General features: G+C 62.6%; 19 protein-coding genes. 5 read left to right on the forward strand and 14 right to left on the reverse strand.

Translation table 11 applies throughout. The annotated features are described in order from the left end of the window. Positions 1–291: IS3 family transposase (locus BUE21_RS10720; RefSeq protein WP_084523053.1), on the reverse strand; the 291-nt coding region annotated here is incomplete at its 3' end. A gap of 132 nt (positions 292–423) precedes the next feature. Here BUE21_RS10720 and BUE21_RS10725 point away from each other — a divergent pair. After that, positions 424–834: a hypothetical protein gene (locus BUE21_RS10725; RefSeq protein WP_073356670.1), complete on the forward strand. Its 411-nt coding sequence runs from the start codon at positions 424–426 to the stop codon at positions 832–834. 171 nt (positions 835–1,005) lie between these two features. On the opposite strand, the gene BUE21_RS10730 is transcribed toward BUE21_RS10725, so the two are convergent. The 9 genes from BUE21_RS10730 to BUE21_RS10770 all read right to left on the reverse strand — a co-directional run bounded on the left by BUE21_RS10730 (position 1,006) and on the right by BUE21_RS10770 (position 10,203). Further along, positions 1,006–2,037, reverse strand: coding sequence for a CobD/CbiB family protein (locus BUE21_RS10730; protein WP_073356671.1), 1,032 nt, complete (start codon positions 2,035–2,037; stop codon positions 1,006–1,008). Then, positions 2,034–2,750, reverse strand: coding sequence for a CoA pyrophosphatase (locus tag BUE21_RS10735; RefSeq protein ID WP_073356672.1), 717 nt, complete (start codon positions 2,748–2,750; stop codon positions 2,034–2,036). The genes BUE21_RS10730 and BUE21_RS10735 overlap by 4 nt, the downstream gene beginning before the upstream one ends. Positions 2,751–2,935: 185 nt before the next feature. After that, positions 2,936–3,313 (reverse strand): 50S ribosomal protein L19, encoded by a 378-nt coding sequence (gene rplS, locus BUE21_RS10740; RefSeq protein WP_073356673.1) that lies wholly within the window; start codon positions 3,311–3,313, stop codon positions 2,936–2,938. 207 nt (positions 3,314–3,520) lie between these two features. Then, the gene (locus BUE21_RS10745) at positions 3,521–4,252 is read right to left on the reverse strand and encodes an ABC-type transport auxiliary lipoprotein family protein (RefSeq protein WP_073356706.1); all 732 of its coding nucleotides are present in this window, start codon (positions 4,250–4,252) and stop codon (positions 3,521–3,523) included. A 185-nt stretch (positions 4,253–4,437) separates the two neighbouring features. After that, positions 4,438–6,234, reverse strand: coding sequence for an acyl-CoA dehydrogenase C-terminal domain-containing protein (locus BUE21_RS10750; protein ID WP_073356674.1), 1,797 nt, complete (start codon positions 6,232–6,234; stop codon positions 4,438–4,440). A gap of 130 nt (positions 6,235–6,364) precedes the next feature. Continuing rightward, the gene (locus BUE21_RS10755; RefSeq protein WP_073356675.1) at positions 6,365–7,297 is read right to left on the reverse strand and encodes an electron transfer flavoprotein subunit alpha/FixB family protein; all 933 of its coding nucleotides are present in this window, start codon (positions 7,295–7,297) and stop codon (positions 6,365–6,367) included. 34 nt (positions 7,298–7,331) lie between these two features. After that, positions 7,332–8,084: an electron transfer flavoprotein subunit beta/FixA family protein gene (locus tag BUE21_RS10760; RefSeq protein ID WP_073356676.1), complete on the reverse strand. Its 753-nt coding sequence runs from the start codon at positions 8,082–8,084 to the stop codon at positions 7,332–7,334. Positions 8,085–8,417: 333 nt separating this feature from the next. Further along, on the reverse strand, positions 8,418–9,218 hold the full coding sequence (locus BUE21_RS10765) for an enoyl-CoA hydratase (protein ID WP_073356677.1): 801 nt from the start codon (positions 9,216–9,218) through the stop codon (positions 8,418–8,420). Between the two features lie 31 nt (positions 9,219–9,249). Then, entirely contained in the window at positions 9,250–10,203 is a 954-nt protein-coding gene (locus tag BUE21_RS10770; RefSeq protein WP_073356678.1) for a histone deacetylase family protein, read from the reverse strand. 198 nt (positions 10,204–10,401) lie between these two features. Here BUE21_RS10770 and BUE21_RS10775 point away from each other — a divergent pair, with 198 nt between their 5' ends. From BUE21_RS10775 to mltB, 4 genes are read left to right on the forward strand one after another with little or no spacing between them, the layout of a single operon-like run. After that, positions 10,402–11,322, forward strand: a complete 921-nt coding sequence (locus BUE21_RS10775) for an AAA family ATPase (protein ID WP_073356679.1) — start codon at positions 10,402–10,404, stop codon at positions 11,320–11,322. Between the two features lie 13 nt (positions 11,323–11,335). After that, positions 11,336–12,352 carry a DUF58 domain-containing protein gene (locus tag BUE21_RS10780; RefSeq protein WP_084523193.1) on the forward strand — a complete coding sequence of 339 codons (1,017 nt, stop codon included), beginning with the start codon at positions 11,336–11,338 and terminating at the stop codon, positions 12,350–12,352. Between the two features lie 11 nt (positions 12,353–12,363). After that, entirely contained in the window at positions 12,364–14,445 is a 2,082-nt protein-coding gene (locus BUE21_RS10785; protein WP_073356680.1) for a transglutaminase TgpA family protein, read from the forward strand. Further along, on the forward strand, positions 14,415–15,593 hold the full coding sequence (mltB, locus tag BUE21_RS10790; RefSeq protein WP_084523195.1) for a lytic murein transglycosylase B: 1,179 nt from the start codon (positions 14,415–14,417) through the stop codon (positions 15,591–15,593). The genes BUE21_RS10785 and mltB overlap by 31 nt, the downstream gene beginning before the upstream one ends. A 28-nt stretch (positions 15,594–15,621) precedes the next feature. Here mltB and BUE21_RS10795 read toward each other — a convergent pair whose 3' ends face one another. The 4 genes from BUE21_RS10795 to BUE21_RS10810 all read right to left on the reverse strand — a co-directional run bounded on the left by BUE21_RS10795 (position 15,622) and on the right by BUE21_RS10810 (position 21,920). Further along, positions 15,622–18,360: a DUF4214 domain-containing protein gene (locus BUE21_RS10795; protein WP_084523197.1), complete on the reverse strand. Its 2,739-nt coding sequence runs from the start codon at positions 18,358–18,360 to the stop codon at positions 15,622–15,624. A 125-nt stretch (positions 18,361–18,485) separates the two neighbouring features. Continuing rightward, positions 18,486–20,027: a multicopper oxidase family protein gene (locus BUE21_RS10800; RefSeq protein ID WP_073356682.1), complete on the reverse strand. Its 1,542-nt coding sequence runs from the start codon at positions 20,025–20,027 to the stop codon at positions 18,486–18,488. 292 nt (positions 20,028–20,319) lie between these two features. Then, positions 20,320–21,240, reverse strand: a complete 921-nt coding sequence (cysK, locus tag BUE21_RS10805; protein ID WP_073356683.1) for a cysteine synthase A — start codon at positions 21,238–21,240, stop codon at positions 20,320–20,322. A gap of 53 nt (positions 21,241–21,293) precedes the next feature. After that, a complete protein-coding gene (locus BUE21_RS10810) occupies positions 21,294–21,920 on the reverse strand; it encodes a LysE family translocator (protein ID WP_073356684.1) in 627 nt (208 codons plus the stop codon). Between the last annotated feature and the right edge of the window lie 2 nt (positions 21,921–21,922).

Raw genomic sequence — 21,922 nt, forward strand, 5'->3', positions numbered from 1 at the left:
GCTTTTGTGAGCAAACCAGGCTGTAGCCTTTGCCAAGATATCGCGCTCCTGCTTAACTTGCCTGAGCTCGCGCCGTAATGCGGTCAATTCTTGGCGCTCAGCGGTGCTCAACGGTGCATCTGAAGACGTATCGCCGGTTTCATCAATTTGACTCTGGCGAACCCAGGTGCCAATGCTGGTGGCGTGGCATCCAAACTCTCGGGCAAGTTCAGCATGTGTGCGACCTGCTTTGGCCAGCTCAACAATTTGACTGCGAAACTCAGGTGGATACTGCGGGCGTTTTGAAGACATGATGGACTCCTTCTTTGAGAAATATAAGGTGTCCGGTCAATGGGGGGAACTTCAATACGCTGGGATTCTGGTTCGACTGTCCATAAAACCATCGAGGACAACCGATCATGCAGTTATCGCATCCACCCGTACATGACTGTCTCCTGGGAACAGTTCGTGACAGATGCGACGAACCGGCAACTTGCCGATTGGGGCAGCTTCAACTCGATATTCTCAGCACAAGGGCAGCGGCATCTCAATGTATGCCTACGCGATAATCAGTGTGAAGATGGCGACATTCTGGCCATCACGCTGAATGGCCAGGAAATTGTGCGCTCCGAACTTTTCAACACAGCAAGCTGCTTTGATGTTCCCGTCAATTCTGGGGTCAGTTATCTGGGTGTTTACGCAGTGAATGGAACAGGCTACAAAGGACAATGTGACTTTGCAGATCGCAATACCGGAGAAATCACAGTGCGCGGAGCTGACGGCAGAGGCATTACCCAACTCTACAGTGTGCGTGGCGGGCAAGGCTCCTACGGATCACTGATGGTCGTGAATTGACAGTGTCTGGAAAAGGTCTGCAAAACTCTATTGGAAAGCGCGAGCCGTTGTGGTGAATGCAGTGCGCGAAGGCTTTTGTTCCCAATGGTGGTGCCATTGGAGACAAAAGGCGACAAAGCGATGCACCGCCAGAACGGGTTTGCACGACAGCATGGGTCTTGCAGACCTTCGCTACGCCACCAGCACGATCATGCCCACCATCAGCAGCAGGGCCAGCCACAGCAGCAATGCGCGCCAGATGAGATTGGCCAGTTGCTGCACGCGTTGCGCTGGATCGGCACTGTCCGCATTCGGCCATGGGGTCGGCGGCATGGCACCACTGGCGGCATCGGGCAGGCCCACGTCCGGCTCCCAGCGGGTGGCACTGCCCCAGCCTGCCATGCTGCGTCGGCGGTGCAGGGGCATGTTCATGGAACCGGCCACGGCGGCCAGTACCCGGGCATCGAGGTCGGCAGGATCGGCTTCGGCCATGCCACGCCAGGCCGCCAGCGCGCCTTCAAAGTTGCCCGCTGCGGCAAACAGCAGGCCGGTGGCATAGGCGGGCATCCAATTGACGATGCGCCAGAGCTGGCGGCAGACCCGCTGCAAGGCAGCACTGGCACGATCTTCCACTGGGTGCAGGGCATTGCTCTCGTCCCAGTGGCCCCAGACGTATTCGGCACTGCGAAACAGGATGGCTCCGGCTGGCCCCAGCCCCAGCCAGGCCAGCAGCGCAAACAGGCTCAGTACGCCGAAGAAATTGCGATGCAGCAGCAGGATGGCGGTTTTCAGGGTCAGCGGCAGGATGGCCTGCTGGGGCAGTCTGCGCCCCTGGGCCTCACCGTGGTGATGAATGAACATTTGCTGCCACAGCACCTCACGCGCGCGTGCATAGTCGCCGGTTTCGAGCGCGTGGCTGGCACGGGTGAAGAAGTGCTTGAAGGGGCGAAAGGCCAGTGTGGCATGGAGCACGAACACCATCCAGACCAGCGCGGCAAACCAGCCCAGCAGGTGCAGCAGCAGGGCATGGATCAGGTAACTGCACAGAGCAGGCAGCACCACTGCCAGCGACCAGATCAGCCCGGCCTGCACGCGCACGTCGGCATCCAGATGGTGTCGCAGCCATTGCAGCCAGTGCTGCATGGCACGGCGCACAAAGTGGTGTTGCGGCAGGGGGCGTGCCTGCTCCAGCAGCACGGCCAGCAGGATGGCAAGCAGCGTCATGGAGCCTGCATGAAACGGTAGAAGTTGCGCAGAATGCTGGCCGTCACCCCCCAGATGAAGCGGTCGCGCTGCACCTGCGGATCGTGGTAAGGCATGGACAGCCACTGGCGGGACAGGCCCTCGTATTGATACTGGTGGTGGCGGTGGTTGGCCGGGTCAAGCACATGCGCCAGCGGCACTTCAAAAATATCGGCCACTTCGTCGGCATTGGCGTGCAAGGGAACATCTGCATCCACCAGTGCCACCACCGGCTGCACTTCGTAGCCGGAACCGGTGGTGTAGCTGGGCAATTCCCCCAGCACTTCCACATGGCGCGCGTCCAGCCCCACTTCCTCGCGGGCTTCGCGCAGTGCAGCGGCCACGGCCGAGGCATCTTCGGCATCCACCCGCCCGCCCGGAAAGGCAATCTGCCCGGAGTGCTTGGCCAGCAATGCCGACCGCTGGGTCAGCAGGATGCCGGGCCGGGGGCGTTTGACCACCGGAATCAGCACGGCTGCCTGAATGGCCGGGGCCTGCGACAGGCCGGGGCGTTCCGTCACCCATTCGGGAGTCCAGACGGTGGGGCGCGCGAAACGGGCACGCAAGGCGGCAATGCTTTGCTGCTCGGATGGAACGGCAGGCAGATGGCTGTCGATCTGCTGCACCGGCACGGCTTCGGGACGAAAGCCCTGCGGCAAAGTCATGGACTGGGGGGTGGCGGCTGGAAGGGTCATGCCCGGATGGTGTGGCAAGGGTGAAAAAAAGCCGTTTGAGTATAAGGGAAGCACCGAAGGCTGCCATGCACGCCCTGAAACGACAAAACGCCTGCAAGAGCAGGCGTTGAGCGGGAGGCAATGCTTCGCATGGGTGGCGAAACTGCCATGCTTCAAACAAGCACAGCAGCACACCCAGGACGGTATCAGTTGGACACCTTGACGCGGGAAGGCAGCTTTTCCTTGATGCGGGCCGACTTGCCGCTGCGATCGCGCAGGTAGTACAGCTTGGCACGGCGCACGTCACCACGGCGTTTCACTTCAACCTTGGCGATCAGCGGGCTGTAGGTCTGGAAGGTACGCTCCACGCCTTCGCCGCTGGAAATTTTGCGCACGGTGAAGCTGCTGTTGAGGCCACGGTTGCGCTTGGCAATCACCACGCCTTCGTAGGCCTGCACGCGCTTGCGGTTGCCTTCCACCACATTGACGCTGACGATGACGGTGTCGCCGGGGCCAAAGTCGGGCACTTGCTTGTTGAGGCGGGCAATTTCTTCCGCTTCGAGAATCTGGATGAGGTTGCTCATTTCTTTCCTTTGACGATCATGCCCGCGCTGTTGTGATGCCCGAATTGGCTTGTGCGCACCGGCGAAATTGTGATGGATGCACGGCATCCATGGCAATAACCAACCTGTGCTGTACGCGGCAGCGGATCAGAACCGCGCATTATAGCGTGGCCGTGGAGTTGGCAGGCAATTTATTGGCATTGCCATGCCAGGGAGCAGTGCCCCGCTTCACGGGCTGGCCGTCTCCAGACTCTGCAACCACTGTGCCACGCCCTGGGCAATGGTGTCGGCAGACTGTGCCAGTGCCTGTACGCCACCGGCTGCGTCCGGGCTGCGGGCTGGGACGCTGCTGGCCAATGCCTGCTGGGCCAGTAACCGGTCGCCCTGAGGGTGCGGCTCCAGCAAGGTGATGCGCAATTGCACATAGCCTGTGCTGTCGGTCGGGCTGCTGAATACCTGTTCAAAAGCCAGCAATTCCGCCTGAAGCACCAGCGGGTAGGCATCGCCCACGCGCACCCGTGCGAGGTTGAAGTCTTCTGCCAGTACTGGCCGCTGTGCCTGCAAGACATGGCGCAATTGCTGCGCCAGCAACTGTTCTGGCGGCTGGCTCCAGCGTGCCTGCTGGTAGCGGCGCAGGCGTTGATCCTGTGCGAAGGTTTGACGGTACTGCACGGCCTGCTCCCCGGCCCCCACACCCGATGCCTTGATCTCGGCCAGAACCAGTGGCGCACGGCTGGCCTGCGGTGACGGTTGTGCTGCTGCTTCGCGCAGGGTGCTGCCGAAGTCATAGACCACGGGGGCCGGTGGCGCGCTGGGCAGACTGGTACAGGCGGCCAGCCAGCCAGCCAGCAGGCACGCACTCACGGTGCGCAACCCCGGCACAGGGCGGGCAACAGCAGAATCAGCAGACGTACCCACAGAGGATGGGCAACCTTCGGCATCAGGACTATGAGGAGGCATGGCAAGAATCCGTCGAAACACGATGGGCACATTCTGGCACAAGCGGACACAATGGCCGAAAAGAGCGTGTACCAATGAAAAGAGCCGGATTGCTCCGGCTCTGCTGTATCACTCTACAGTGTGGGTTCTGCCATCAGACATGAAACACATGGGATGGCAGATGGGCCTTCGCCCGGTCAGCGGTTTCAGAATGCGTCCAGCGGCAAGCCCACCACGCTTTGCGCGCCATTGACGATGGCGTCGCGGTTCGCAGCAGCGCGCGGCAGGATGTGCTCGGCATAGAAGCGTGCCGTGGCGATCTTGGCTTCGAGGAATTCCTTGTCGGAATGGCCTTCGGCCAGCAGCTTTTCAGCCACCAGCAGGGAACGGCCCAGTTGCCAGCCTGCCACCAGATTGCCTGCCAGCAGCAGGTAGGGCACGCTGCCAGCGTAAGCGGCGTTCGGGTCGGCCTTGGCGTTGGCGACGACGAAGTCCACCACGTCCAGGAAGGCTTTGCGGGCCGCAGCCAGTTCACGGGCAATCGCCTTGGCGGCGTCGCTGCCAGCAGCTTGCAGTTCGGCTTCGGTTTTTTCGATCAGACCGGCGATGCTCTTGGCCACTTCGCCACCATCGCGGGCGGTCTTGCGGCCCACCAGGTCGTTGGCCTGAATGGCGGTCGTGCCTTCGTAGATGGTCAGAATCTTGCAGTCACGGTAGTACTGTGCTGCACCGGTTTCTTCGATGAAGCCCATACCGCCATGCACTTGCACGCCCAGCGAGGTCACTTCCTGGCTGATTTCGGTGCTGTAACCCTTGACCAGTGGCACCAGGAATTCATAGAAAGTCTGGTTTTCCTGGCGCACCTGGGCATCAGGGTGGTGGTGGGCGGCATCGTAGGCTGCGGCAGCCACGGACGCGGTGGCGCGTGTGCCCTGGGTCAGGGCACGCTGGGTCAGCAGCATGCGGCGCACGTCAGGGTGGTGGATGATCGGGGCACTGGCCTTGATGGAACCATCGACCGGACGGCTTTGCACGCGCTCGCGGGCATAGCCCACGGCGTGCTGGTAGGAACGCTCGGAGACGGCAATGCCTTGCAGACCCACGGCGTAGCGGGCGGAGTTCATCATGATGAACATGTATTCCAGGCCACGGTTTTCTTCGCCGACCAGGTAGCCGATTGCGCCACCGTTGTCACCGAATTGCAGCACGGCAGTGGGGGAAGCCTTGATGCCCAGCTTGTGTTCGATGCTGACGCAGTGTGCGTCGTTGCGCTCGCCCAGCGAACCGTCGGCATTGACCAGGAACTTGGGCACGACGAACAGGCTGATGCCCTTGACGCCTTCGGGTGCGCCCTGCACGCGGGCCAGCACCAGGTGGACGATGTTTTCCACCATGTCGTGCTCACCGTAGGTGATGAAGATCTTGGTGCCGAAGACCTTGTAGCTGCCATCGGGCTGTGGCTCGGCGCGGCTGCGCACCAGAGCCAGATCGGAACCGGCCTGTGGCTCGGTCAGGTTCATGGTGCCAGTCCACTTGCCGGAGATCAGGTTGGGCAGGTAGATTTTCTTGAGTTCGTCGCTGGCTGCGGTGTTCAGTGCCTCGATGGCACCGTCGGTCAGCAGCGGGCACAGTGCGAAGCTGAGGTTGGCACTGTTGAGGATTTCCATGGCGGCTGCACCGATGGTCTTGGGCAGGCCTTGACCGCCATAGTTGGGGTCGTGTTGCAGGCTTTGCCAGCCGCCTTCGGCGTATTGCTGGAAAGCATCCTTGAAACCGGGGGTGGTGAAGACGTTGCCGTCCTTGAAGTAGGAGGGGTTCTTGTCGCCTTCGACGTTCAGCGGGGCGATCACGCCTTCGTTGAACTTGGCACATTCTTCCAGAATGGCCTGGGCCGTTTCCAGGCCAGCATCTTCGAATGCGGGGATGGTGGAGGCAATGTGATTGATGTTGGCCAGGTGTTCGATGTTGAACAGATAGTCCTTGACCGGTGCGCTGTAACTCATGCTTGTCTTCCTTTCGTTGGCATACGTTTGATATGAATGCGCGGATGGTTTGGATGGTGCCAGAAAAAATGACACTGGTTCAGTGCCATTTTTTCATGGTCTTGTTGTCGTTTTCCGCTCAGGGTGCGACTCAGAGAGTCTTGACCAGATCGGGAACGGCAGTGAACAGGTCGGCCACGACACCGTAGTCGGCCACGCTGAAGATCGGGGCTTCTTCGTCCTTGTTGATCGCGACGATGACCTTGGAGTCCTTCATGCCGGCCAAGTGCTGGATGGCACCGCTGATGCCGATGGCAACATACAGTTCAGGAGCGACGATCTTGCCGGTCTGGCCCACTTGCAGGTCGTTGGGGGCGTAGCCCGCATCGACGGCAGCGCGGCTGGCACCGATGGCGGCACCGAGCTTGTCGGCCAGCGGGGTGAGCACTTCCTGGAACTTCTCGTCGGAACCCAGGGCACGGCCACCGGAGACGATGATCTTGGCAGCGGTGAGTTCGGGACGGTCGCTCTTGGTGACTTCACGGCCCACGAAGCTGCTCTTGCCGGAATCGGCCACGGCAGCGACGCTTTCCACGGCAGCCGAACCACCGCTGGCAGCGGCGGGATCGAAGCCGGTGGTACGCACGGTAATCACTTTCTTGGCATCGCTGCTCTGCACGGTGGCAATGGCGTTGCCAGCGTAGATGGGACGCTCGAAGGTGTCGGCACTCACGACCTTGATGATGTCGCTGATCTGGGCCACGTCCAGCTTGGCAGCCACGCGCGGTGCCACGTTCTTGCCGGAAGCGGTAGCAGGGAACACGATGTGGCTGTAGCCATCGGCGAGTTGCAGCACCTGGGCTGCGACGTTTTCGGCCAGGGCGTTTTCCAGCGAGGCACCATCGGCGTGAATGACCTTGCTGACACCAGCGATCTGCGAGGCGGCCTGGGCCACGGCGGCGGCGTTGGAGCCAGCAACCAGCACATGCACGTCACCGCCCAGTGCAGCAGCAGCGGTCACGGCGTTGAGGGTGGCAGCCTTCAGGCTGGCGTTGTCGTGTTCGGCAATAACCAGAATTGTCATTGTTCGTTTCTCCTTAATGTCCGTGTGTCTGTGCTTAGATCACTTTGGCTTCGTTCTTGAGCTTGTCCACCAGGGCAGCCACGTCGGCCACCTTGATGCCTGCGCTGCGCTTGGGCGGCTCGGACACTTTCAGGGTTTTCAGGCGCGGAGCCACGTCCACTCCCAGGTCGGCGGGATTGACGGTTTCCAGCGGCTTTTTCTTGGCCTTCATGATGTTGGGCAGCGTGACGTAGCGTGGCTCGTTCAGGCGCAGGTCGGTGGTCACGATGGCAGGCAGTATCACGGCGACGGTTTCCAGGCCACCATCGACTTCACGGGTCACAACGGCCTTGCCGTCGGCCAGTTCCACCTTGGAGGCGAATGTGGCCTGTGGCAGGTCGGCCAGGGCCGCCAGAATCTGGCCGGTCTGGTTGGCATCGTCATCAATCGCCTGCTTGCCCAGCACGACCAGGCCAGGCTGCTCACGCTCCACCAGGGCCTTGAGCACCTTGGCCACGGCCAGGGGCTGCAATTCGGCATCGGTTTCCACCAGGATGGCCTTGTCTGCGCCGATGGCCAGAGCCGTGCGCAGGGTTTCCTGGGATTCCTTGGTGCCCACGGACACGGCGATCACTTCGGTGACTGCGCCTTTTTCTTTCAGGCGCACGGCCTCTTCGACTGCGATTTCGTCAAACGGGTTCATGCTGTGCTTGACATTGGCGGTTTCCACGCCAGTGTTGTCCGACTTGACGCGAACCTTGACGTTGTAGTCAACCACGCGTTTGACAGGAACGAGTACCTTGGTCATTCTTGCGAATCTCCTGAGATTGTTGTTGAAAGTTGAACCGGGATTTTGTCTGGATTCATCCACATTCTAGTCACAGAATGCGGGCTTGAAGGCATGCCAAAACGAGTTTGAAGCAATCCCTGAAAGCAAATGACCTATCGAAAACCCTCTATTTCCATCTGGTGATGGCCTGTTTTAGCTGGCGGATTGCTGGCGAATACACGATGATTTTTACGGATGCTCGAATGATTATAGGTTCCAATGTGTCAATCCGTAAAATCCCTTGTAGACGGTGCGTTTAATATATTTCCGTCGTCGCCATCGTCCTCTTTCCAGCGTCATGAACACACGCCATCAGTCCCTGGCCTCGGGCTGTGCCCAACTCGGGCGGCGTTTCTCGGCAAAGGCACAGGCTCCTTCCTGTGCAGCCTCGTCCATCATGTTCTGCGCCATGCTCCGGGCAGCCAATCGATAGGCATCGTCGATGCCCATCTCACGCTGGCGATATACCAGCTCCTTGCCCATGCGGATGGCCACCGGGGGCTTTTGCACGATGGCTGCGACCAACCGCTCCACTGCCGCATCCAGCGCGTCGCTGGGCACGGCATGGTTGATGAGACCGATGCGCAAGGCCGTGGCCGCATCGATGAACTCTCCGGTCAGCAGCATTTCCATGGCCACCTTGATGGGCACATTGCGCACCAGCGGCACACTGGGGGTGGCGCAGAACAGCCCATACTGGATGCCACTGGTGGCAAAGCGTGTGGTGGCATCGGCCACGGCCAGATCGCATTGCGCCACCAACTGGCATCCGGCGGCGGTGGCAATACCCTGTACACGGGCAATGACGGGCACGGGCAGGCGGTGAATGGCCAGCATGACCTGCGAACACTGGGCGAACAGGGCTTCGTACCAGTCCTGCTGCGGGTGGGCCGCCATGTCCTTGAGGTTGTGTCCGGCACAGAATGCCTTGCCAGCCCCGGCCAGCACCACGGCCCGTGCCTGTGCGTCGGCGGCAATGGCATCGAGCGCGGCCAGCAATTGCGCCAGCAGTTCGCTGCCCAGGGCATTGAAGCGACCGGGGTCGTTCAACGTGAGGTAATGCACACCGCGTGCATCACAGTGGTGCTGAAGATAGGTGCTTGTCTCGTGCATGCGCAATTCCTTGGATATTCTGGAGCCTTCGTCACAGACCCGCGAGCACACGGATGTGCGCTTCCACGCAACGCGCCAGCGCGTCGGGGATGTACCCTCCCTCCAGGCTGGAGACGATGCGCCCTTTGGCGTGGCGGTCGGCAATGTCCTTGATGAAGTGGGTCAGCCAGGCATAGTCGGCTTCGTTCAGTGTCATCTGCCCCATGTCGTCGGCACGGTGGGCATCGAATCCGGCACTGATGAAGATGAGTTCGGGCGCGAATTCCTCCAGACGGGGACGCCACAGCGTTTCGGCAATTTCGCGCACCTCCATACCGCCCGTGTGGGCGGGCAGGGGTACGTTGAGCATATTGCTGCCCTTGGGTTTGTCGCCACTGTGGGGAAAGAACGGATGCTGGAAGAAACTGACCATCAGGGCGCGTTCGTCGCCCGCGAGGATGTCTTCGGTGCCATTGCCGTGGTGGACATCGAAATCGATCACCGCCACGCGCTTGACCTGATGGCGACTCATGGCGTACTTGGCACCGAGTGCCACGTTGTTGATGAAGCAGAAAGCCATCGGGCGATCGTGCTCGGCATGGTGCCCCGGCGGGCGCACGGCACAGAAGGCGTTGTCGAGTTCGCCGGTCATGACCGCATCGGTGGCAGCCAGCACGGCCCCGGCAGCGCGCAAGGTGGCATTCCAGGTGTGCTGGTTGATGGAGGTGTCCTGATCGATCTGGGTATAGCCGTCGCCACCAGCGAGCATCTCGTCGCGCAGCAGCAGATCAAGACCACGCAAGGCCGCCACATGGATGCGGGAATGCGCCAGTTCCAGATCGAAAACCGAGGCCTTGGGCGCGTCGAAGCGTCTGAGTGCATCCATGACACCGCAAATCAGCAACCGGTCTTCGATTGCATCCAGGCGCGCCGGGCATTCCGGGTGCATGCTTCCCATTTCGTGCAGCCAGCAGTCGCGGTGGGAATAGTATCCCGTGGTTGCCATTTTTGTCTCCTTTTACCTTACCATTGCATTTTTTGGCATTGCTCTTGCGTCCCGCCAACGCCTTGCGGAACGGCGACCGGCACGGTGCAACCAACCGTGCAAGACTCTCCTGCGATCGCTTGCGCCCGATCCATCTACCTCCATCCAGACAGGCGACCATGCCAGCAGCATGGCCTGTTAGCTTACTCCATCTTCACAATGTCCCTGCAAAATAAAGTTCAGCAGATTCTGAATCAACTCAACGCCCTGATCGTGGGTAAACCCGAACAGGTGCGCGACTGCGTCACCTGCCTGCTTGCAGGCGGCCACCTGCTGCTGGAAGATGTGCCGGGCGTGGGCAAGACCACGCTGGCGCAGGGCCTGGCTCACACCTTCGGGCTGGCGTTTTCGCGGGTGCAGTTCACCGCCGACCTGATGCCCAGCGACCTGACAGGCGTATCGGTGTACGACCGGGGACGCGAGGCTTTTGTGTTCCATCCGGGGCCAGTGTTCGCACAGATTCTGCTGGCCGACGAGATCAACCGCGCCAGCCCCAAATCGCAGAGCGCGCTGCTCGAGGCGATGGAGGAAAAGCAGGTGTCTGCCGAGGGCCAGACCCGCCCGCTGCCCACCCCGTTTTTCGTGATTGCGACACAGAACCCCTTGGAACAACTGGGCACACACCCGTTGCCGGAGTCGCAACTGGATCGCTTTCTGATGCGCGTGTCGCTGGGTTACCCTGACCGCGCGGCCGAGCGCGAACTGCTGCGCCACAACGGCCACCGCGAGCGCGTGGCGCAATTGCCTGCCCTGCTGGATACCGCCGAACTGCTGTCCCTTCAGCAGGCCGTGTTGCAGGTGCAGGTCTCGGACGCACTGCTGGATTATGTGCAAGACCTGATCGCCGCCACCCGTTCCGGCCAGTGGTTTGTGCAGGGCTTGAGTCCGCGCGCCGGCATTGCCCTGCTGCGTGTGGCCAAGGCCCACGCGCTGGTGCAGGGGCGCGATTACGCCGCCCCGGACGACGTGCAGGCCATGCTGGTGCAGACCATTTCGCACCGTCTGCTGCCCATTGCCACGGCCAGCCGCAACGCCCAGGAGCAGGTGCTGGCCATGATGAATGCCGTGGGTCTGCGCTGACCGTTTTCACTCCATGAAAATATCCTCTGCCCTGCAAAATGCTGCCCGTGCCCGTCTGAATGCCTGGATGGCACAACGCCTGCCCCGCAACGACACCCTGGTGCTGACCCAGCGCAACCTGTATGTGCTGCCCACCGGAGTCAGTCTGTTCCTGGCGCTGACGCTGCTGGTGCTGCTGGTCGCCTCCATCAACTATCAGGCGAACCTGGGTTTTCTGCTGAGTTTCATGCTGGCGGCCAGTGCTTTCGTCAGTGTGCTGGTGGCGCATGGCAATCTGCGCGGTTTGCATGCACGGTTGCAGGTTCCTGAGCCGGTATTCGCAGGCCAGCCCCTGACGCTGCGCGCCCAGTTGCACCACAGCGGACGGGGCACACGCCACAGCATCGAATGGCTGGCACAGCAGCCATCGGCCTCGTTCACTGCCCAGGGACAAGCGGACGGTGCCACGATGGCCGATATTCCCCCCGGAGAAAACACCGCCCTGCGCCTGGGGCTGGCGGCCCTGCCCCGTGGCCTGCACCCCTGCCCGACGCTGGTGCTACAGACCCATTACCCGATTGGCACGTTCCGTGTCTGGGGGCTGTGGCGACCGGCCAGCACACTGGTGGTCTATCCCAGTCCCGAAACCAACGCGCCCCCACTGCCCCGCACACACGCCCCCGGCATGGCCGGTGCCGCTGCCACCCGTACCCAGTCGCTGGAGCTGGATGGCTTTCGCACCTACCAGCGGGGTGACCCACTCAAGACCATTCTCTGGAAAAAAGCTGCCACCGCCATGGTCACGGGTACGGGCGACTGGGTGCGGCGCGACCAGCAGGACTTGCACGAAACCGAACTGTGGCTGGACCACTCCCACACCGGCCTGAGCCACCCGGAGGCCATCCTCTCGCGGCTGTGCGCCTGGGTGCTGGAAGCCGACCAGGCGCAAGTGCGCTATGGCCTGCGCCTGCCCCAGCGGGAAGTGCCCATCGGCAGTGGCACGGCCCACCTGCACCAGTGCCTGCGCACCCTTGCCGAAAGCACCCCCTAGACCTGCTATCCATGAGCCTGTTTCACACCGCCCCGGCCCTGCCCGCCTTTTCGCTCGCCCGCCAGCGGCGCGACACGCTGTTCCTGCTGGGCATACTCGCCCTCATTACCGGCCACCTGGCACTGCTGCTGCCGCCCTGGGCGGCTGTTCTCAGCCTGGTGCTGCTGGGCTGGCGCGCCGCACTGGCCTGGTGGAGCCGCCCGATGCCACACCGGGCCGTACTGGCACTGGTGCTGCTGGCGGCACTGGCAGGCAGTGTGATCGAAGCCGTGCGCGGCTCGATTTCCGGTGGCGCACTCACGCTGCTGCTGGTGCTGATTCCGCTCAAGACCCTGGAGATGCACCAGCGGCGCGACCTGTTCGTGGTGTTCTTCCTGGGCTTCTTCGGCATCGTTGCCAACTTCCTGTTCACGCAAAGCATCGTGGTGGCGGTACTGATGATGCTGGGGTTCGTCGGTCTACTCACCGCACTGGTCAATGCCCACAAGCCGGTGGGAGCGGCCCCACTGCGCGAATCGGCCCGCACGGCAGGCATGTTGCTGGTGCTGGGCCTGCCGATGATCGCCGTGCTGTATGTGGGCTTTCCGCGCTTTCCCCCGCTGTGGGGACTGCCCATTCAACAGAACACCGCGCGCACGGGCCTGTCGGACGACATGACTGTGGGCAATATGGCCAGCCTGGCGCAGGACCAGAGCGTGGCCATGCGCATCCGCTTCCTGCCTGGCTCGCCGCTGCCGCAACAGCACGATTTGTACTTTCGCGGACCGGTGCTCTCGCGCATCGAGGGCAACCACTGGAGCGCGGGGGAACCGGCAGGCACCGCCCCCGGTGCCCCGCTGGGCTCCCCCTACAACCCCATTGAGCCACTGGGCACGGCCGTGCGCTACGAAGTTCTGCTCGAACCTCACCAACGCCGCTGGATGCTGCCGCTGGATGCCACCCCCACCCAGCCCAGCAGCGACTACCGCGCCCACATGACACAGGAGCTGGTGTGGCAAAGCTACCGCCCCATCACCACGGCCATGCGCTACACCGCCACCAGCTACCACCAGTACCGCAATGCCCGCCACACCCCCGAAGAGGCACTGCGCCGCTACCTGCAACTGCCTGCGGGCGACAACCCCCGCACACGGGCCTGGGCACAGGAACTGCGCCAGCAGTTTGGCGCGCCCGATGCACAGGGCCAGTCGCAGCACCGGCTGATCGACCATGTACTGGGCCAGTTGCGCCAGCAGGACTACCGCTACACCCTCACCCCCGGGGTCTATGGCCCGGACGGAGCCGACGATTTCTGGTTCACCCGGCGCGAAGGCTTTTGTGAGCACATTGCCTCGGCCTTCGCCATCCTGATGCGCGGCAGCGGCATCCCGGCGCGCATCGTCACCGGCTACCAGGGGGGCGAGCCCAACCCCGTCGATGGGGTCTGGACGGTGCGCCAGTCCGATGCCCATGCCTGGGTCGAAGTCTGGCTGCCCGACAACGGCTGGAGCCGCATCGACCCCACAGCCGCCATCTCGCCCCAGCGCGTCAGCCTCTCGCGCACGCAGGCATTGAACAGCGGTGGCGAAGCCTCCTTCGGGCGTGCAGCCTTGCCACCGGACTGGCTCTGGAACATGCGCACCGTCATGGAAGCCATCGACTACCGCTGGGCGCAGTGGGTACTCAACTACAACCAGGAAGAGCAGGAAAACCTGCTGGCCCGGCTGGGGCTGCCGCGCCTGAACTGGTCGCAGATTCTCATCATCGCCGTGACACTGGCCAGCCTTTCCGCGCTGCTGTACCTGGCATCCCCGTGGCTGCTGCGCCGTCGCCACCAGGACCACTGGCTGCGGCTGCTGGAACAAACCCGGCACCGGCTGGCTCAATCCGGCCTGACCCTGCCGCCCCAACTGCCGCCGCGCAGCATGGCCGAAGCAACCGTGCAGTTTTTCGGCCACACTGGCACACCTGTAGCACAATGGTTGCAGCAGATGGATCGGTTCCGCTACGCAACCCAGCCCGCATCCCCTGCTGCCTCGCGGCAGCAACTGAAACAACTGACCCGACAATGGAAACAACTGTCATGGCCCGCACCACCGGCCCCTTCCGCCTGAAAACCGGCTCCCTGCCACTGCTTGCCACAGTGCTGACTCTGGCCCTGTCCAGCCATGCAGTGGCGGCCACGCCACCTCCGGCCGCTCCCGCCCATCTCCAGACCCAGCCCGTCCCTGCCGCACCCCTGAGCTGGGCCGAACAGGTGGAGCAACTCAAGGCCGAACTGCGCCACGACCCCGACCTGTCTGCCGCCTGGGTGGCGCGGGTGCTCGACAGCGCCAGCCGCAACGCCCGTGTGCACCGGCTGATGACCCCCTCATCCTCATCGGCTTCCTATGCCAGCACCGCACCGGACTGGCAGGAATACCGCCAGCGGCTCGTGACGCAGGAGCGCATCAACGCGGGCGTGCAATTCTGGAACCAGCACCGCCAGACCCTGCAACAGGCCAGCGAAGCCACCGGCGTACCGGCTGAAGTCATCGTCGGCATCATCGGCATCGAAACCTCCTATGGCCGCAACACCGGCAACATCCGCGTACTCGACGCGCTGGCCACGCTGGCATTCGACTATCCCCAAAGCCACCCGCGTGCCGCCGAACGGGCCGATTACTTCCGGCGGGAACTGGGTCACTTCCTGCGTCTGAGCCAGCAGAACCGGCTCGACCCGCTGAGCCTGCGCGGCAGTTTTGCCGGAGCCATGGGCATCCCCCAGTTCATGCCCTCGAGCTGGATGACCTATGGCGTGGACTTCGACCGCAACGGCCAGACCGACCTGATCGGCAGCACCGCCGATGCCATCGGCTCGGTCGGCAACTACCTGCAAGCCCATGGCTGGAAACGCGGCCAGCCCGCCTGGCAAGCCGTCAGCCTGGAGAAGGTGAATGCCGCCCACCTGGAAACCCTGCTGCAACCGGATATCCTGCCCACTTTCAGTGCCGCCCAACTGCGTGACATGGGCGTGCAGACCGGCGCAGACAGCCGCCCGCTCCAGCCGGGAACCGCCAGCAATGCCGCATCAACCACTGGCACGCCACCGGGCAACCTGTTCGCGCTGGTGAAACTGCGCAATGGCGACCGCGCCCCGCAATACATCCTCGGCACAGAGAACTTCTACGCCATCACGCGCTACAACCAGTCCAGCTACTACGCCATGGCAGTGCTGGAGTTGGGGGCATCGGTGGCACGGCAGGCCACAGCCACACGCTGACGGATTCTGCGTCAGCGCGTGGATTGCATCAATTCGAGAACCGCCCCAGGTATTCAGGGGAATCGATGAAGCCCTGAATCAGGCCCAGCACCGACTGTCCCTGATTCAGGCGCGCCACCCATTCTGCGAAACCGGCTGCGTCGGGGCTGCGTCGCAACAGCCCCATGTACATCATGCTGACCTGCACCGATGCCGCCGTGCGCTGGCGGTACTCATCCGATTCGGAAAACTGCGTCATGACCTGCCCCCGCAACAGCCCCTGCTGCAAGGCCTGCAACCAAAAGACATTGCCCTGCGGCTCTGGAGCACGCCCGAGCACATTGCGATAGACCAGATCGACAAACTCCGCATCATTGAGATTGCCATACGTCTGAACAAACTCCACCGACTGGGCAAACTGCTGCGAAATGGCTTGCAGCGACTCACCCGCCTGGTAGGCGGCAATCCAGTGCTGAAGTCCAGCATAGTCGGGCACACGATCAAAGTAGGCAAAGTACAGGCGTGTCACAGGAGTGATGCCGTCCTGGTATTCCGCTGAACTGAAGAAACTGTTCACGATGGCCGCGCGTGATGTGCGGCCATTTTGCAACTCATCGGTCCAGTAATCGACACCTGCGGGTTCACCGGCACGTCCCAGAAAATCCAGGTACTGTTGCGCCACGAAAGTGCCAGGGTTGCGAATGTCCAGATTACCTGTGAATGATGCCCACACCGTGCGGTCCCCATTCAGGTTCAGAGTGCAGCGATCGGCCACACCAGCACAGGCCCCATTCCAGCCCATGAATCCGGCCTCCGTATTGGGGCGTGCCTGCAAGGTCACCACGGTATTGCCCGCATAATCGATCTCCGTCGTCCCCCCAGGGCTGGAAAAGACCGTTCCGCCCGGACTGCGCTGCACCGTGCCAGGGCCATCGACATGCAGGGTCAATCGCCGGGTGGCTCCCGCATCCCCGCCCGTGTCTTCCGTGGCCGTCACCAGCCGGGCCGGCCCCCACTCCAGCGGCAACTGTCCCACCATGCCACGGGCGAGCAGCAAATGGGGCCCAGCAGCCTCCGGGCTGAACTGGAATGCAGGCTCGGTCACTTCCCCGCTCTGCCCTGTCTGCATGGACGAGACCAGACTGAAGCGCACATCGTCGAAATACCAGCCCACCCCGCCACCACTTTGGGGGTAATAGATTCCGTGCGAGAAGTCATAGACAAAACGCAACTGGATGTTGCGCCCGACATATTCGGCCAGGCCAATGCTCACAGGCCGGAAGGCCGGCTCTCCCGCAGTGCCGGTGCCACGTTGCGTGAAAACCGTCTGCCAATTGGCCCCTTCGTCCACCGACACCTGCACTGTGGCGTATTGATCGGACGAGGCCCAGCCCAGACGGCTGGAAAACATCAATTGCGCACCTGCATGCACGAACAGTGAAGATGTCAATTCCAGAATCTGGGGCTGGGGCTTGCTGTGTGCCAGCAGAAAACCCGCCTGGCCACTGGCCTTGATGTCCGACACCACCTCCGCGTAGTCACCACTGGTATTGCGACTGAAAAGCCCCAGTCCCGCTTCGGCCCCTTCCACCTGATCGAATGCCTGTAAACGGGCAGCCTTCCACTGATAGGCCGAGGCCCCGGGAACAGCCATCAAGCGGTATTCGTTCGCCTGTCTTGCCACTGGCGACAGCGTACCGGAAATGGCCGGCAACACCGTATCCGCTCCATGCTGTGCCGGATCGATCGCAGTGACGACATAGTCAAACTGGCGACTCGCCCCCGCGATACGCACATTGCGGATCGACACCCGGTACTCCACGTCGCCCTGCTGGGCCGCAGCGGCCTGGATGCTCGGAATCCAGACCAGCGTGTTTTCACCAAAACCCATGCCGCCTGGCTCCACGACCACAGGCACGGCCTGTCCCTGCTGCTGCACGGTCACACTGGCACTGCTGAAGTCGGCACCGGGATAGGAGAACGACCAGCGGTTGAACAACAGGGAATACGGCACATGGCCAGGAGGGGGCCAGCTGACAAAATCATCCCGCACCGCAGGGCGAGGCCCCCACATGCTGCTGTCGAACACCCACAGGGCATTGGCCACAGCACCCTGCCCCACCACATCCCCCGTGCCCATCACGGCAGTTTGCGGGTAGAGAATCCAGCGTCGATGGCCCACGGCGGCATTGCCTGCGCCATCGTCGCGGAATTGACTGAGCACCGCCACAGGGCCGGCATTGCCAAGCGAAATATTGGCATTGCCCGCTGCCTGTGCCCCCGCTGCGCTGTAGCACCGCCAGCTGCTGGGGGGATTGTGTGACAACGCATTGTTGGCCGACAACATCAGGGCCGCCTGTTGCGATTTTTCGTTGTAGTCGGCATCAAAACGCACTGCTGCCGGAATGCCCGCCATGGCCCGGAAATAATTCACCCGCAGCAAGGTCGCGTCTTGGTAGGCCTGCGACACCGTGCCCGCCACACAACCGCTGATGTTGCCAGTCCACTGCGCGCTGGCCTGTTCAGATGCCGTAAAAATGGTGTTGTAGAAATTGCGCACTGCTTCGCGGCTGCGCGTATCCACCATCAGGCCAGTATCGGTGACCGTTCGCAATGCCTGGCGCGGTGCGGATGGCATGTCCTCACGCTCTGGCATGGTGGGTGGCGTGCTCAACTGAGCCTCAAGGGCATATACAGGCATGGGATCGGCCCATGCCGTCACCATCGGGACAGAAAAGGCCAGGCCCAGCAGGCTGGCGTGCATCAGGCGTGTCGGTATAGGCTGCATAGGGCAAAACTCAGGGAATGCGGGCACCCCATCGGGGTACGGAATTGCCTCCCGCACCGGAAGTGCAAAAAGGCGAGGCGACAGGTAAACATCATGCCAGCCATTGGCGTGCCTGGGCAAGGATTTCACACCACCTGCAAATTGCCCATCATGCCCAGGTCTTCGTGTTCCAGAATATGGCAGTGGAACATGCGCAGGCCCGGTTCGTCGATGCGCATGCGGATGGTGGCACTCTCGCCTGCGCGCAGGTTCACCATGTCGCGCCAGGCCAGGAATGGCTCGGGGGTGCTCACACCGTTGAACGTGCGCTCCAGCACCTGGAAGTGCCCACCGTGAATGTGGAAGGGATGGTCCATGCCCATGCTGGAGGCATTGACCAGTGTCCACTGCTCCACCGCCCCCCGTTGGCCTTGCACGTCGATGCGCTCCATATCGTAGTGCTGGCCATTGACCATGAACACCATGTCGCTGGGGCGTTCGTAGGGGTTTTCCGGCGGTGGAGCCTGCAAGTCCACGAAGTCGGAAAACGCCGCCACATGCTGGGCCGTTGGCTCGCCCAGCGGGGCCATCGGGCGCAATGTGTCGGGGATGGCGTGCTCGGCCTCGATGCGCAGCAGGTCGATGTCGGCCAGCACGCGCCGGGGGGATGGCCCGGCCAGTCGCCCCATTGCACCCCGGTCGTAGGGTTCGGCCACCAGCCAGGTGCGCTGGCGGTCGTGCGCTGGTGTGACCACGATTTCCACGCGCTGGGCCGGTGTGAGCAGGATTTCCGTCAGGCCATGAACCGGCGCACCCAGCAGGCCACCGTCGGTTCCCACCAGTGTGAACGGCAGGCCATCCAGACTCAGGCGCAGGTAGCGGGCATTGCAGGCATTCCAGATGCGCCAGCGTTGCGTCCCCGACAGGGTGATGCGCGGCAGATGCGCGCCGTTGATGAGCACGAACTGGCCCTCGCGGCCGTTCATCCAGTCCTCGCGGTCATTCGGAAGAATCGCGCCTTCATCGCCCAGCTTGAGGTCGGAAATGAACAGGTGCTGCTCGGGAATGTGTGCCAGCGGGTCGGCGCGGTCGCGCACGATGAACGCGCCTGCCAGCCCGCGATAGACCTGCTCGGCGGTCTGCATGTGCGGGTGCGGGTGGTACCAGTGTGTGCCCGCACTGCCGGGCGGCAGGGTGAAGTGGTAGCGACGCTGGCCCTTGGCGGGCACAAAGTCCTGCGGCGCGCCATCCTGATCGGCCGGGATGGCCAGCCCATGCCAGTGGATGGTGGAAGGCTGCTCCAACTGGTTGAAGAAGTCGATCTCGATGCGGTCGCCCTCGAAGGCTTCGATCAGCGGGCCGGGCGTGATGCCGTTGTAGCACCACAGCGGGGTTTTCAGGCCCTGCATCAGGTATTGCTGGCTGACCGCTGCCACCATGCGTGCCCGGAATTGCCCGGCACGGCGGCTGCGGTTCGGCAATCGGGGCAAGGGCAACAGCGGACGGTGTGGGCGCAGTGCGTCCAGCGGGGCCAGCCGGGTCGAACCCTGGAAAGCGGTGGCCGACAGCAGATGGCTGTGCTGTACCAGACTAGCCGCCACCTGGCCCGGCAGCAGGCTGGTGGCCACACCTGCCGACAGCCCCAGAAGGACGGTACGGCGGCTCGGATGCACGGTGCGGGAAGTCATGGAGAGAGAACCTTGAAAAACGCGGCAGCGGAAAAGCAGATTCTGCCCCCGACGCGCCATTGGTTCAATCGTTCTGCCCTCCCGGCAGTGCGGTATCTGCGGGGACGCAGAACGTGTTTACGATCTCGGCACGAGTGCTGTTGTGCCTCAAGAACCGTAGCTGCAAGGCGAAAACCACAGCCGGGCTGGTGGCCCGGCGAGGATTTTCAACGCCGCAGATGCGGTTTTTGAGGTGCAACCCATAGGGTATGGCGTAGCTATACAGCTTCGGGGCGAGATCGTAAACACGTTCTTAGGCCGCAGGCAGGAAGCCTTCCACCGACAGATAGCGTTCGCCGGTGTCGTAGTTGAAGCCGAGAATGCGTGCGCCGGCAGGCAGTTCGGGCAGCTTCTGGGCAATGGCGGCCAGCGTCGCCCCCGACGATATGCCCACCAGCAGCCCTTCTTCGGTGGCACTGCGGCGTGCGTATTCCTTGGCGGCATCGCCTTCCACCTGAATCACGCCATCCAGCAGCGAGGTATCGAGGTTCTTCGGCACGAAGCCCGCACCGATGCCCTGGATGGGATGCGCAGAAGGCTGGCCGCCGGAGATGACGGGCGAGGCGGCAGGCTCGACGGCAAACACCTTCAGGTTCGGGAAACGCGCCTTGAGCACCCGCGCCACGCCGGTGAGGTGGCCGCCCGTGCCCACGCCGGTGATGAGCACATCCAGCCCGTCGGGAAAGTCCTGCACGATTTCCTGGGCTGTGTTTTGTTCGTGCGTGGCAATGTTGGCGGGGTTCTCGAACTGCTGGGGAATCCACGCACCGGGGGTCTGGGCCTGGAGTTCCTCGGCGCGGGCGATGGCCCCCTTCATGCCTTTTTCCTTGGGCGTGAGGTCAAAGCTCGCGCCATAGGCCAGAAACAGGCGGCGACGCTCGATGGACATGCTCTCGGGCATCACCAGAATCAGCTTGTAGCCTTTGACGGCCGCTACCAGTGCCAGACCCACGCCGGTGTTGCCGGAGGTCGGTTCGATGATGGTGCCACCGGGCTGGAGCAGTCCTTTCTGCTCGGCATCTTCCACCATCGCCAGCGCGATACGATCCTTGATGGAGCCGCCGGGGTTGCCGCGTTCGGACTTGACCCAGACCTTGGCATCGCTGCCGAACAGGCGGTTGATGCGGATGTGCGGGGTGCGTCCGATGGTTTGCAGGATGTTGTCGAAAGGCATGGAATGCTCCGTTTCAGAAAGGAAAAGGGGAAAAGGGAACGAGACGAAAAATATCAGGGTTTGGTCAGCACCAGCCGCAGGGCCAGCAGGGCAAAGACCGTGCCTGCCACGCGCTGGATGGCAAGCTGCGCGGTGGTGGAGCGGCGCAACCACGCGCCCATGTACCCGGCAGTCCAGGCAATCGCCGAGAAAACCCCCAGGGCCACCAGCATGAACACCAGCCCCAGCACGACGATCTGCCCGGCCACCGCGCCCCGCGCCGGATCAGCAAACTGCGGCAGAAAGGCCAGAAAGAAAATCGCCACCTTGGGATTGGTGACATTCATCAGAATGCCGCGCAGATAGAGTTTGCGCAGGCCCAGTGCGGGTGCGGCAGGCTGCGACAGATCGCTGCGGCCCGCACGAAAGGATTGCCACGCCAGGTACAGCAGATACAGCGCACCGACCACCTTGAGCACCGTGAACGCCACCACCGATGCCTGAATGAGTGCCGCCACGCCCAAGGCCACGGCACTGATGTGCACCCACAGCCCGGTACACAGTCCCAGCGTGGTCACCAGCCCGGCCTTGCGCCCGTGCAGGGCCGACTGGGTCAGCACAAAGATATTGTCGGGGCCAGGGGCAATCGCCAAAGCGGCCGAAGCAGCGGCGAACAGCAGCAGAACGTCCAGGGGAATCATCG

The organism is Lampropedia hyalina DSM 16112, assembly GCF_900129055.1.
Lineage (GTDB): Bacteria > Pseudomonadota > Gammaproteobacteria > Burkholderiales > Burkholderiaceae_C > Lampropedia > Lampropedia hyalina.